Source organism: Bacillus sp. 165 (genome assembly GCF_017742235.1).
GTDB lineage: Bacteria > Bacillota > Bacilli > Bacillales > Bacillaceae_G > JAGHKQ01.
In genome coordinates, this window is sequence record NZ_JAGHKQ010000001.1 from 144,463 (window position 1) to 157,843 (window position 13,381).

The 13,381-nt window shown below is 40.4% G+C and carries 15 protein-coding genes; all 15 read right to left on the bottom strand.

What is annotated here, in order from left to right:
- Nucleotides 1-49 precede the first annotated feature (49 nt).
- The 15 genes from lhaT to hepT all read right to left on the bottom strand — a co-directional run bounded on the left by lhaT (nucleotide 50) and on the right by hepT (nucleotide 13,348).
- A complete protein-coding gene (gene lhaT / locus J7Q84_RS00780; RefSeq protein WP_209092497.1) occupies nucleotides 50-646 on the bottom strand; it encodes a lipoprotein heptaprenylglyceryl N-acetyltransferase LhaT in 597 nt (198 codons plus the stop codon).
- Nucleotides 647-730: 84 nt separating this feature from the next.
- Nucleotides 731-1,498: a menaquinol-cytochrome c reductase cytochrome b/c subunit gene (locus tag J7Q84_RS00785; protein WP_209092498.1), complete on the bottom strand. Its 768-nt coding sequence runs from the start codon at nucleotides 1,496-1,498 to the stop codon at nucleotides 731-733.
- A 43-nt stretch (nucleotides 1,499-1,541) separates the two neighbouring features.
- Complete coding sequence (gene qcrB, locus J7Q84_RS00790) at nucleotides 1,542-2,216, bottom strand: menaquinol-cytochrome c reductase cytochrome b subunit (RefSeq protein WP_209092499.1); 675 nt, start codon at nucleotides 2,214-2,216, stop codon at nucleotides 1,542-1,544.
- 3 nt (nucleotides 2,217-2,219) lie between these two features.
- The gene (locus J7Q84_RS00795; protein ID WP_209092500.1) at nucleotides 2,220-2,729 is read right to left on the bottom strand and encodes a QcrA and Rieske domain-containing protein; all 510 of its coding nucleotides are present in this window, start codon (nucleotides 2,727-2,729) and stop codon (nucleotides 2,220-2,222) included.
- 143 nt (nucleotides 2,730-2,872) lie between these two features.
- A complete protein-coding gene (locus tag J7Q84_RS00800; RefSeq protein WP_209092501.1) occupies nucleotides 2,873-3,331 on the bottom strand; it encodes a DUF2487 family protein in 459 nt (152 codons plus the stop codon).
- Between the two features lie 100 nt (nucleotides 3,332-3,431).
- Complete coding sequence (locus J7Q84_RS00805; protein ID WP_209093073.1) at nucleotides 3,432-3,968, bottom strand: ReoY family proteolytic degradation factor; 537 nt, start codon at nucleotides 3,966-3,968, stop codon at nucleotides 3,432-3,434.
- Nucleotides 3,969-4,039: 71 nt separating this feature from the next.
- Entirely contained in the window at nucleotides 4,040-5,302 is a 1,263-nt protein-coding gene (locus tag J7Q84_RS00810; protein WP_209092502.1) for a tetratricopeptide repeat protein, read from the bottom strand.
- Nucleotides 5,303-5,502: 200 nt separating this feature from the next.
- Nucleotides 5,503-6,795, bottom strand: coding sequence for a 3-phosphoshikimate 1-carboxyvinyltransferase (aroA, locus tag J7Q84_RS00815; protein WP_209092503.1), 1,293 nt, complete (start codon nucleotides 6,793-6,795; stop codon nucleotides 5,503-5,505).
- Nucleotides 6,796-6,808: 13 nt separating this feature from the next.
- Nucleotides 6,809-7,909, bottom strand: a complete 1,101-nt coding sequence (locus J7Q84_RS00820) for a prephenate dehydrogenase (RefSeq protein WP_209092504.1) — start codon at nucleotides 7,907-7,909, stop codon at nucleotides 6,809-6,811.
- A gap of 27 nt (nucleotides 7,910-7,936) precedes the next feature.
- A complete protein-coding gene (gene hisC / locus J7Q84_RS00825; protein ID WP_209092505.1) occupies nucleotides 7,937-9,034 on the bottom strand; it encodes a histidinol-phosphate transaminase in 1,098 nt (365 codons plus the stop codon).
- Nucleotides 9,035-9,051: 17 nt separating this feature from the next.
- Nucleotides 9,052-9,417 (bottom strand): chorismate mutase, encoded by a 366-nt coding sequence (aroH, locus tag J7Q84_RS00830; RefSeq protein ID WP_209092506.1) that lies wholly within the window; start codon nucleotides 9,415-9,417, stop codon nucleotides 9,052-9,054.
- Nucleotides 9,414-10,502 (bottom strand): 3-dehydroquinate synthase, encoded by a 1,089-nt coding sequence (gene aroB / locus J7Q84_RS00835; protein ID WP_209092507.1) that lies wholly within the window; start codon nucleotides 10,500-10,502, stop codon nucleotides 9,414-9,416. Before aroB ends, aroH begins: the two co-directional genes overlap by 4 nt.
- Entirely contained in the window at nucleotides 10,502-11,671 is a 1,170-nt protein-coding gene (gene aroC / locus J7Q84_RS00840; RefSeq protein ID WP_209092508.1) for a chorismate synthase, read from the bottom strand. Before aroC ends, aroB begins: the two co-directional genes overlap by 1 nt.
- A 145-nt stretch (nucleotides 11,672-11,816) precedes the next feature.
- Complete coding sequence (ndk, locus tag J7Q84_RS00845) at nucleotides 11,817-12,263, bottom strand: nucleoside-diphosphate kinase (protein ID WP_209092509.1); 447 nt, start codon at nucleotides 12,261-12,263, stop codon at nucleotides 11,817-11,819.
- 122 nt (nucleotides 12,264-12,385) lie between these two features.
- Nucleotides 12,386-13,348 (bottom strand): heptaprenyl diphosphate synthase component II, encoded by a 963-nt coding sequence (gene hepT / locus J7Q84_RS00850; RefSeq protein ID WP_209092510.1) that lies wholly within the window; start codon nucleotides 13,346-13,348, stop codon nucleotides 12,386-12,388.
- Between the last annotated feature and the right edge of the window lie 33 nt (nucleotides 13,349-13,381).

Consider the following 13,381-nt stretch of genomic DNA (forward strand, 5'->3'; position numbering starts at 1 on the left):
AATAGACCTTAGAAAATTAAAAAGCTCCTGTACAGGAGCCAACAAACTACTAATTTGAAATAGATAATGAAAAATGCTTCTTTCGAATACAAAGATAATATGCAATTCCAATGGAGAGTATGCTGAGCCAAAAAGTAAAATACCCAATGGGCTGAAAATACTCATTCAACATAGAGTAACGAGGCATCATAAAAAAGACATAGTCAACAATATCATTATGCAATGTCCAAATCCCAGCTATGACCAGATGCCATTTTTTAATGCGATAAAATGGCGCATATAGTAACCCCTGCACTGCCATCGCTCCATGCGAAAAAATCAACATATAACTAGCCAAATCCAGACTGCCTTCCACTATGTATACAAGAATGTTCATAACCACTGCCCAAATCCCGTATTTAAACAATGTGATAATAGCGAAAGCCTCCATAAGTCCCCAATTCCTTTTGAGCAAAAAAGCAAATAAAACAAAAACAAAAAACAAACTGGCAGTTGGACTATCCGGAACAAATATAAGAAATTGGGGTGGTGTTTCCATCAATTGATACTTGTACCAAATGTATCCATATACAGTTCCTAAAACATTGACAATAAAAAGAAGCCAGAGCATAGTTCGGCTGCGCAGAAGATGATACAAAAAGGCCACCTGTAATCCTCCCATTCTCGATTTTTTCTCATTATAGTACAGCATCGCAAATAAAAAAAGCTGACGAAACGCCAGCTTTTTTTATTACTCTTGTCCTAATCCTGCTACGAATTCAGAAAGCTTTTTCAACTCTTCATCTGTGCCTTTGAAAACGCCTGCTGGCATGTTACCTTTACCTTCTTTTGCGATTTTCGCAATTTCTTCCGGTTTCAGTTCAATACCTTGTAAAGCAGGAGCTGCAGGGCCGCCCTGCAAATTGTCACCATGACAAGTTAAGCAAGTATTCGCCTGCATAATTTTATAGCCGTCTGCATTTTTGTCCACTTCTACTGTCTTCACGATAGCACCTTGTTTCTTTGCAGCTTCCCAGTCATGGTGTACTACAGATTCCCAAGTTAAGAACACAGTAGCCGCCAACGCAAGCAGCATAAAACCAGTTGCTACAGGTCGTTTGGACGGTCGACGCTCTGGTCCTCTGTCAAGAAACGGAGCTAATAGTAATGAACCGAATGCAATACCTGGCATAATGAATGCACCAATGATTGTATAAGGACCTGATGCAAATGAATACTTTAACAATTGATACAAGAATAAGAAATACCAGTCAGGTAACGGTATGTAACCAGTATCAGTTGGATCTGCAATACGCTCTAGTGGTGATGGATGAGCGATTGTCAAGCATAGATAACCAATTAAAAACACTGCACCTACCATCCATTCCTTTAACAGGAAGTTTGGCCAAAACGCTTCCGTTTTTCCTGGAAATTCCGAATAGTCCTTCGGGATATTCGGTTTACGGACAGCAGGCACGCGTGAATCTCCAACAAATTTCATCCCTTTGCCGCGATGCATAATCTCCCTCCTTTGAATTCACATGTCTAATAATCTTTACTTTTTACAGTGGACCAGAAATACCTTGTTTACGAATAATTAAGAAATGGGCTCCCATCAATCCTAATAATGCACCAGGTAAGAAGAATACGTGAATCGCAAAGAAGCGAGTTAACGTTTGTGCACCTACGATTTCGGAGTGACCTGCAAGCAAGGTTTTTACTTGTTTCCCGATTAATGGTGTTTGCTCTGCAATTTGCAGACCTACCTTAGTTGCAAACAATGCTTTCATATCCCATGGCAATAAATAACCTGTGAATCCTAAACCAAGCATTACAAAGAAAATTAATACTCCTACTACCCAGTTTAATTCACGAGGCTTTTTATAAGCACCTTGGAAAAACACGCGCAACGTATGTAAAAACATCATTACGATAACAAGACTCGCACCCCAGTGATGCATACCACGTACAATTTGACCGTACGCTACTTCATTTTGCAAATAATATACAGATTCCCATGCATTTTTAATATCAGGTACATAATACATTGTTAAAAACATACCTGATAAAATTTGGATAACAGTTACGAAGAACGTCAATCCGCCAAAACAGTAAACGAATGCGGAAAAGTGATGAGCAGGGTTTACGTGTTCTGGCACCTCATGGTCAGCGATATCGCGCCACAACGGCGTAATATCCAGACGTTCATCAACCCAATCATAAATTTTGTTCATCATCGATTACGCACCTCCATTTGGCTTGGCCTTACCTAAATAAAGCGTACCATCCTTTATTTTTGACTCGTACAAATCAAGCGGCGCAAGCGGTGGCGTTCCTTTAATGTTCTTCCCGTTTTTCTCATAGCGTCCGCCATGACATGGACAGAAGAATTGGTTTGGATGCGCATTGTCTGAATTCCAGTTAACCGTACATCCTAAGTGTTTACAAACCGGAGATAAAGCCACGATGTCGCCGCTTTCATTTTTGTAGACCCACGCCGATCTCGGTTCTTCCGTTTTGTACCAGCCGTCTACAACCTTCACTTTAAAATCAAAACGTTTCGGTTCGTTAGTGATCTCCTTCACCTGACCTACTGCTACTAGCTCAGTCCCTGCTTCTTTCTCCAGAACAGGATCTAACGCAAAACGTGCCATTGGCATAAGCATACCAGCAGCCATAAATCCTCCGACGCCTGTTAACGTATAGTTTAAAAACTGGCGTCTTGATACCCTATGTTCTTTCTCACTCATGAAAATTTCCCCCCTCTATAAAAAGTTGCTCCATTTTGGATAAACAAGTGTATTAACAGATAAAAACTAGGACACTATCATGATATAATAACGATTGAGATTGGTCAATATCATACTTCCTTATTATCGACAAAACTATCTATTTATTCTGCTTTTTCCCACTCAAAAATGACAATTTTCATCATTTCATTGACTTGAGATTGCAAAACCTCTTGCCTAGATTTCGAATTCAGCTGCTCAAGCGGCAAAGCAGGCAACCAAAACAGCATCCCTTGAAGGTCAGACTCCTTTTTCCAATCAAAATCACTTGTCACATATACTATGTGCTTCATTCCTTCTCGCATAAACGAGCTTGTCCACAGCTGCAAATGCTCCAGTTGTTCCTCTCTATTTTCCTGTAAGTATGTAAAAGACGGTACGAGTAAAATTCTTCCCTTATACTGCCTTTCAATTTCTCGTGTCAAAGCTGACACAAACTCCCCTTTTTGTACAGCCTCTTCTATATCTGCACCAAGCGAAACAGGTACAAGCGGTACCACGACTGTATCTATGTATTCCTTGGATTCCTTATACAACTGGATATCCTTTGCTGTCCACTCCATTTCCTTACCCCCTCTACAATCCTCATCCTATATTAAACCATATTAGAAAGATAAGCAAAATGAAAAACCCTTGAAATCCAAGGGTTTTCTACAAAAAATATTATAACCGTTTTAACTGCTCTGCAAGCTCTTCGAATGCGACTTTATTTTGCTGGTCCAAAGCTTGGTCAATTAGCTTCATTAACTTTTCCCTTCGAAAATTATAGATTGTCTCCTCTAAAAATCGTTCGGCTAACAATCTGTCTTTTTCATTCACTTCCAAACTTTTCGGAACATGTGGATTATCCTCCAATACGGCGACATAATGTGAATTTTGGAAAGAGGACTTGAAATTAAGCTGAATATAAATGTCTTCCTCACGATTTAAACGGATATCATGGAACGACTTTTCAGCATCGGTAGTCATAACATTTTGCTTATAGAAATGAAACGGTGCCTCTTTCACACAATTTGTTGACATCACTAAGCCTCGGGGACAATACTTTGCATGCTCTACAAAATGTACTTTTTTCATCAATTGATCATGACTCATCAAATAATTAAGGATCCATACGCACTCTCTCTGTTTAAGCTGATAGTTACTTAAAAACCATTTGACAAAATCCTTTTTCTCATTCACAGAAACAGGGGTATTCATACCGTTCAGTCCCTCCTCTGTACCGCTTTTCTTTTTTAGATTCAAGAAGAATCATCCACTTTCCTTCAAAATTACTGCAAATCCTCTAAATTATATAATAATTCCTCAATTTGGACTTGTGTCGGATCTAGCTGTAGCAGTGTTGTAAGCACCTCTTTAGCCTCTTTACGTAAGCCTTCTTCCAATAAAAAGTATCCATACTCTTCCAGAAAATCAATATCATTCTTAAAAGAAGTATATGCATTACGATAAAGGTTTAATGCATCAGAATATTCTTCAAGCTGCTTTTTCGCAAACGCCATATTCCATTCTAATTGCGGATCATGCTCACCCATTTCTGTTACCGTTTCAATCACATCCACAATCTCTTCGTATTTTTCATACCTACGAAGCAATTGGATAAGACCTAATACCACTTCCAAATTAGATGGATCGATTGCTGCCGCTTGACGCAGCGTATCTTCAGCTTCCTCTACACGTCCCGTCTTCATATAGATTTTTGCTAAAGAAGAATAGAGCTCTGGTGAAAATTCATTTACTTTCAAGCCCTCTTTTAATGCCTCGCAGCTTTCTTCCAGCATTCCCTCTTCCTCATAGCACTTTGCTAAATAGCGGTATATGCCTCCGTATTCATAATCTAATTCCTTCACCTTTGTAAACACCGGGATTGCGCGCTGATACAACCCTGCCTGGTACAGTGTAAAAGCATACCCAAACATAGAATGAAGATCCTCATGCTGCTGCAGTCCTTCTTCATAATGCACAATCGCTTCTTCCCATTTGCCGATGGAACTCAAGCTTTCCGCAAGGCGAAGATTTATGCTGACACCGCCCATTTCGGGATCGATTGCAGCTACAGCTTCATAATAAGGTACTGCTTTTACATAATCTCCCCGGCTGCTGTAGAATTCCCCCAATCCAAAATCGATGACAGGCTCTTCCGGTAAAGCAGCTTTCGCAAGAAGCAGTTTTTGTTCAGCCACTTCATCAAACCCTTGCATTTGATATAAATCCGCAGCTAAGAGCAAAGCTTGTACATACAATTCATCTTCTTCCTGTACAGTATTCAGAACTTCGATGGCCTTATCTTCTTCGTCCATATCAACATATAATTCCGCGAGAAACAACGTAATCTCGCTTTCTTCTGGATACAAAGCATGCAAATCCTCTGCAATCGCCAAGGCTTTTTCTATAAATCCCAATTTATGATAATAACGAGCACATTCATATTTTTCTTCATCTGAACCTTTCGTTTCATATTGTTCGAGAAGAGCTAATCCTTTTTCAATATCGCCATTTTCGATGAATTCAACTGCTTTATGTAACGTATTCATGATTTAACCCCTTTTTTTACGTTATATTATGTTTCTATGATAACGAAGGAAATGTTTTTGAGCAACAAACTAGATTATTTCGATACGTGAAATTTTATGGTTATTGTATATAAAAACACTTGTTATAAAAAAAGAACCAGACAATCGCCTGATTCTTTAGAACAACAATATAATGTTTACACACATCAAAAAAGCCGGGTTTATCTTCTTTGTAACTGAATCAGCTCTTGAAAAAAGGTAGGATAAGATACAGCAACAGCTTCTGCATTGCGAATAGTTGTCTCGCCATCAGCTAGACAAGAAGCGATAGCCAGCATCATCCCAATTCGATGGTCTCCGTGGCTGTCCACTATACTTCCAGTTAACTTGGACTTTCCGTATATCACCATACCATCTTCTGTAGCCTCTATGCGTGCCCCCATTTTCTGCAATTCCTCTACAACGGTATCAATACGATTAGTTTCCTTCACCTTGAGCTCACTCGCATCTTTTATAACCGTGATTCCTTCCGCTTGTGTCGCTGCCAAAGCTATGATAGGGATTTCATCAATGAGACGCGGGATAATGTCTCCGCCGATGTCTATCCCCCTTAACTGTGATGACTCAATTATAATATCACCATACGGTTCCAGCTCTTCATTTGTAACATTCTCAATTTGAATAGATGCACCCATGCCCTGTAAAACATTGAGTATACCAGTTCTTGTCGGATTCAATCCTACTCTTTTTAACACAAGTTGACTATGAGGTACGACAGCACCTGCGACTAAAAAGAACGCAGCAGATGAAATGTCACCAGGCACTTCAATCGTTGTTCCTTTCAATTGCTGATTCCCTTCTATAGAGACTGTCAACCCTTCTTTAACCACCTTACATCCAAATGCCTGCAGCATACGCTCTGTATGGTCTCTCGATTGCAGCGGTTCTGTAACGGATGTAATCCCAGCTCCGCCTAATCCTGCTAACAAAACCGCTGATTTCACTTGGGCACTCGCTACTGGTGAATGATACCGCACAGCAGTTGTGTTACCTCCACGAATGCTGATGGGCGTATAGTTTCCATTATCACGCCCATCAATTTGCGTACCCATTTCCCTTAGCGGCACTGTTACGCGCTTCATTGGACGTTTGCTGATAGAAGCATCACCGATGATGCAGGAATGAAACGGGGCACCCGCCAAAATGCCAAGCATAAGACGGATGGTCGTTCCTGAATTGCCAACATCTAGAACATCTTTCGGTTCTTGTAATCCCTCGATTCCGTTTCCATGCACTTCAACATAGTCACCGTCTCTCACTATTTCTACACCCATCTTTTGAAAACAAGAGATTGTACTCAAACAATCCTCTCCTGCTAAAAAGCCCTGTATGGTTGTTTTTCCCTTTGCAATCGCTCCAAACATGACCGCACGATGAGAAATAGATTTATCTCCAGGTACTGTTATTATCCCTTGTAAACCGTTCTGTGCAGGACTAAGTGTATGGCTTTTCATGGATCGATCACTCCTACATTGTAATATAAGTTTCATAGCCGCTTATTTCTAAGCAACGCTTTGCGCCGGTACGGTCATCCTCTGTTTGAAAGCTTAAGCGTAATACACCAAATACATCTTCTCGAGCCTCAATGATACGTATATTCGTAATACTGATATTTTCTTTTGCCAACAGAGTTGTGACATCTGAAATGACCCCAGGGCGGTCTAATACATCTACATATAAATCGTAAAAGGCCGGGATAGCTCCCTTTGTACGCTGAGGTAAGGAATCACGATACGTTTTTGCTCCAAGAAAATAGTTATGGAGTTCCATTCCGTCAGCTTTTTCAACCATTTTACGAATTGTGTTCATCTCTTCTTGCCATTCATCAAGTAAGGAAAGCATATTATGTTTGTTATGGATAATAATATCCCGCCACATCGACGGACTGCTAGAAGCGATGCGAGTTATATCTCGGAATCCGCCCGCTGCCAGCGCTTTTACAAGCTCATTTTGCTCTGCATGAGCTTGCACTTGACGTACAAGGCTAGACGCAATGAGATGAGGAAAATGGCTTACAACGCCTGTCAGAGCATCGTGTTCCTTGGCATCCATTATCACAAATTTAGCGTTCGTTCCCTTAAGCCAATGCTTTAAGTCATCGACTGCTTCTACAGGGGTAGAAGCAAGGGGGGTCAAAATATAAAACGCATTTTCAAATAAGTGAGCCTTCGCACTTCCTGCACCTGTTTTATGAGAACCAGCCATTGGATGTCCACCGATAAAGCTAGTGCTTCGCTGCTCTAGCAGTTTTGCTTTTTCCATTATTTTCGATTTAGTACTCCCTACATCTGTAATAAGGACCCCTTTTTTTAACGAATACGCAACCAACTCTTCAAGAATGTTTTCTGTCTCTTGAACAGGAGCTGCTAAAATGATAAGGTCCGCTTGCTCCGCAGCCTCTTGAAGGTTCTCTGTATACTCATCAATAATATGCAGCATTTTAGCAAGCTTGCAATGTTCAATATTGACATCATAGCCAGTGATGGAGGCTTTGTGCTCTTTTCTTATGGCAAGAGCAACAGAACCGCCTATCAGTCCTGTTCCTATGAGCAATACATGTTTTTTCACAGCCCATTCTCCTCTATATACCACAAATTAACTTTCAATTTTATTGCTCACCATTTCTGTCAACACCGCAAGAATTTCTTCATTTTCTTTTTTGTTTCCAATTGTCACACGAATGCCGTTCGGCAAACCTAACCCTCCACCTGAACGAACGATATATCCTTTTTTCAACAATTCTATAAATATTTCATCCCCAGTTCTTCCCAGTTCCATAAAAATGAAGTTGGCTTGAGAAGGATAATATGCAAGATCATGCTTCGCACAGAATTGATAATACTGCTGTAGCCCGCTTTCATTCTCTTTGACGCAAGATTCAATAAATTCTTTATCTTCGAGGGCCGCAATGGCTGCCGCTTGTGCTAAAGCAGATGTATTAAATGGTAATCTTGCTACTTCTAATTGCTGAATAAAAGAAGCGTTGCCAATTCCATATCCTATACGTAAGGCTGCAATTCCGTATGCCTTTGAAAATGTACGCAGTACCATAAGATTTTCATACCTTTGAAGAAGCGGAATTGTTTGAGGGTAATCTTCTGCAGTTGCATATTCATAATATGCTTCATCCATTACCACGAGAGTAGTGCTCGGAACACGCTCTAAGAAGCGATTCAATTCCTCATCATGCACATATGTACCAGTAGGGTTATTAGGATTGCAAATCCATACTATTCTTGTGTTTTCATCCACTTGTTCGAGCATGCCTTCTAAATCATGACAGCCGTTCTTCAGCGGTACTTCGCGAACGTCCGCATTTTCAATCACAGCATGATGACGATATTGAGGGAAGGTCGGTGTGGCCATTACAACATTTGTTCCTGGTGATAATAATGCCCTGCTTAACATTTGAATCACTTCATCCAAACCGCTCCCAAAAATTAATTGTTCCTGATTTACTCCAACATGTTCAGCAACTTTCATTCTTAACGCAAACGCTCCTCCATCTGGATATAGAGCATATTGTCCAGTCAAAGAGGCTACTGCTTCCATTACTTTTGGTGAGCATCCAAACGGGTTTTCATTTGAAGCAAGCTTTGTAATCTTTGTAAGACCGTATTGTCTTTTTACTTCATCAATGGATTTACCAGGTGTATATGCCTTTAATGATAATAATTGCTCTTTCATCTTCATAATTAATTCCCCCATTTTTAGTTTTTTTGTAGGTCTGGACGCAATTGCACAGCATTTTTTAAATATATATGCTCAATCTCTTTCTGCTTTAAATCTGTTTCGGCTGTCATCATCACACGAATGCATTTTTGCAGCGAATTAGGAACCTTGATTTCTTTCATGCATATGACAGGAACATACTGCCAACCTTCTATATTACGAAGTGCTGCTGCAGGAAAGCATGCATCAATATCCTCCGTAGCAGAAATAAGAACAGATGTAATATAATGCGGCTCAACCTTATTTTTTCTGGCCAATTCTCGTAACAGCTCTTCAGTCGCTTCTAATATTTCTTCTTGTTCATTTCTCTGTACTGTTGTCGCTCCTCTGAACCCTCGTATCAAGCAAGCCCCTCCCCTTTGCTGAACTTCTCTAATAGAGACAACACGATTGCATCCTCCACGGCTTGTACTTCGACATGACCAATCTCTTTTAATAAGACCATGCGAATAGTACCTGAGTTTGCCTTTTTGTCTTGTTTCATTTTTATTAGCAAATCCTCTGCCTTCAAGTGGGCAGGAAAGGTTGAAAAACCGTAAGAACGAAACCAAGATGCTAACTCTCTAAAACCTAAGTCTTTTTGATACGTATATTCGCTTACAAAAACAGCAAACAGCATTCCAATTGCTACAGCATCACCATGAGTGATAGTTCCATAGCCGAGCTCTGCCTCAATAGCATGACCTAGAGTATGTCCGAAATTTAAATAAGCACGGATACCTTGCTCTGTTTCATCCTTTGAAACAACGGAGGCTTTTACAGCAATGGCTTTTCGTAATGCATATATGAGATTTTCTCCGCGCAAATCTTCTAATGTGCGAATTTCCGTACGCAGCCATTCGTAAAAGGATGCATCCCAAATAAGAGCATGTTTAATCACTTCTGCAAAACCAGACCGCCATTCCTCTAGTGGCAGGGAATCCAAGAAGCTTACATTATAAATAACCGCTTCCGGCTGATAAAAAGCACCAATCATGTTTTTTCCAAGGGGATGATTGATAGCTACTTTTCCACCTACTGCACTGTCATGGGCAAGGAGAGTGGTCGGGATTTGAATGAAACGAATGCCTCTCATATATGTAGCTGCGACAAACCCCGCCAAGTCTCCAATGACACCTCCTCCAAGTGCCACAATTAACGAATGTCGATCCAAACCGCATTGCAAAGCAAAAGTTTGGGCAGCGTAATAATTTTCAAAGGACTTTTCTTTTTCTCCGCTCGGTATGATGAATTCAAACACATTATCACAAGTGATAGAGCGCTTTACCTCTTGCATATATAAAGGCGCGATAATGGAATCAGAGATAATAAGAACACTGGAAACTGCTGGAGTAAAATGTGAGATAAGCTTATCTAATACGCCGGTGCTATCTGTTCCAAGAAATAATGGATACTTTTTGGATGCTGTTTGAATATGTACAAGTTCCATTAAAACTCCCTCGCATAAGCTCTATGTCTTGCAATGTTTTCTTTAAGCTGCTCAATACGATCACTGCCAAACTGTTCTGTCACCGCTTTTGCAAGCTCCCAAGCCACTACTGCCTCTGCTACTACACTTGCAGCCGGTACAGCACAGCTGTCTGAACGTTCAATGCTAGCTTTAAACGGCTCTTTCGTATCGATATCTATACTTTGTAAAGGCTTATACAGCGTTGGAATCGGCTTCATAACCCCTCGTATTATTATCGGCATCCCAGTGGTCATTCCACCTTCAATTCCTCCCGCATTATTAGTACTCCTCGTATAGCCTTCTTCTTCACTCCATAAAATTTCATCGTGAACGAGACTTCCCGGTTTACGGGCAGCTTCAAAGCCAATACCGATTTCCGCACCTTTAAAAGCATTTATACTCATGACAGCAGCAGCCAACTGCGCATCTAATTTACGATCATAATGGACATAACTTCCAACACCAATAGGCATTCCTTCTACAATGACCTCGACAACACCACCGATGGAATCACCGTTTTCTTTTGCTTGATCAATAGCCTTCATCATGTTGATTTCAGCTTCTTTATCCAGACAACGCACAGGAGAAGCTTCCGTAATTTGTTGCAATTCATCAATAGAGCAGTACTCTTTTTTAGCTGTCACTCCTCCAATCTCAATTACATGGCCGGCTACTTTGATACCCAATTCAGATAAGAGTTTTTTTGCCACAGCTCCTGCCGCTACACGCACTGTCGTTTCACGTGCAGATGAACGCTCTAGTACATTACGCATATCTCGATGCCCATATTTGATAGCTCCATTTAAATCAGCATGACCAGGACGGGGCTTTGTTACTTGACGCTTTACCTCTTCATCCTCTGCAAGTACGACAGGCTCTGCTCCCATAATCTTTGTCCAATGCTTAAAGTCCCGATTTTTTACAGCTAATGTAATGGGCGATCCAAGAGTATAGCCATGACGAACCCCGCTTAAAATCTGCACTTCGTCTTGTTCAATTTGCATTCTTCTACCACGGCCATGTCCTTTTTGTCTCCTTGCAAGTTCAGTATTAATATCCTCTGCCACAAGTGACATCCCTGCAGGCACTCCTTCTAGTATGGTGGTCAGCTGCGGTCCGTGAGACTCGCCTGCTGTCAAATATCTCATAGCATAACCCCCTTATTTTGGTATATTATGTATCAATATATCACATCTTCCTCTCATTGATAAACACTATATCGTATAAAAAAAGCATGAGAATGCAGGGATTCTCATGCTTTTTTGTTTAAGCGTTTACATTTATTAAAAAGTATTAGTATACCCATTCATTCGTTAATTTAGTGTATTCTACCATTTCCTCTTCTTTAAAAAAGATAGAAATTTCGCGCTCTGCACTCTCAGGAGAATCAGAACCGTGGATAATATTTTTACCAACTGTTACACCAAAATCACCACGAATTGTTGCTGGAGCTGCCTCTTTTGGATTCGTTTTACCCATCATTTGACGAGCTGTAGCGATTACATCTTCTCCTTGCCATACCATTGCAAATACAGGGCTTGAAGTAATGAAGTCTACTAACTCTCCGAAGAATGGGCGCTCTTTATGCTCTGCATAATGTTTTTCTGCAGTTTCTCTGCTTACTGACATTAGTTTTGCACCAACTAATTGGAATCCTTTTTTCTCAAAACGAGACACAATCTCGCCAATTAAATTGCGTTGAACGCCATCTGGTTTTACCATTAAAAACGTTTTTTCCATGAAAAATCTCTCCGCTTCCTTAAGTATGTATAGGTATATCCCATGAACATAGTACCATTACTTTTTTAATTTAGCAATAGTTTCGAAATAATAGAATTGTCCACTCATTACAGGAAGCGGAATTAAAATTTTCGTTTTCCAATATATTTGGCAACACTTTGCAAAGCGGATTTCGCTTGATGCTTCGGAAGAGGCTTGATAATATCCAAGGCTTTCTTCAAATATTGTTCACTTACAGCAAATGCCTTTTCAATAGCATCACTGTTTTTTATATGCTCGGTAATAGATTTCATTTCCTCTACACTCGTATTCTCATGAACTGCTTCTATTTGAGTGCGCAAAACGGGATTTTCCATCGCGAATAACACCGGTAAAGTGATATTCCCTTGGAGCAGATCACCTCCCGCTGGCTTTCCGAGCTTTTCTTCAGTAGAAGTAAAATCTAGGATATCATCAATAATTTGATAGGACATTCCTACAAAATATCCGAACCAATATAACCGAGTCTGAATGTCTTTTGAGGAATCCGTCACAATAGCCCCCAAATGGCAGCTTGCAGCAATTAATAATGCTGTTTTCCGCTTAATGCGCCGTAAATATGTACGTAAATTTTGCTGATAATTGTATTTATCGCGTATTTGTTCAATTTCTCCTTTAGTAAGTTCTACAATCGTTTTTGACAGTGTCTTATGTGCCTCTGGATTTTCGATTTTTGTAATACACTCAAGCGCTTTTGCAAACAAGTAATCCCCCGTGTACATAGCTACCCTGTCTCCCCAAGCAGCATTCACGGTAGCACTTCCTCTTCGAACAGAAGCTGCATCAATTACATCATCATGAACAAGAGAAGCCATATGAATTAATTCTAACGCCACTGCCACGTGTTGTATCGTTTCGAGCTTGTACTCACCAAATTTCCCCGACAATAACACAAAAACAGGGCGAATCCGTTTCCCGCCAGCCTGCAGCAGCTGCAAGGAAGCTTCTTCCAGCAGCACATGGTTGGAAGCGACTACTTCAGAAAGCTCCTGTTCAATTTTTTCGATATCCGACCTTAAAAAGGAGTACATTAATTGTAGCTTCATATCGTTCACCTTAACCCAAAACTTCTATATTTT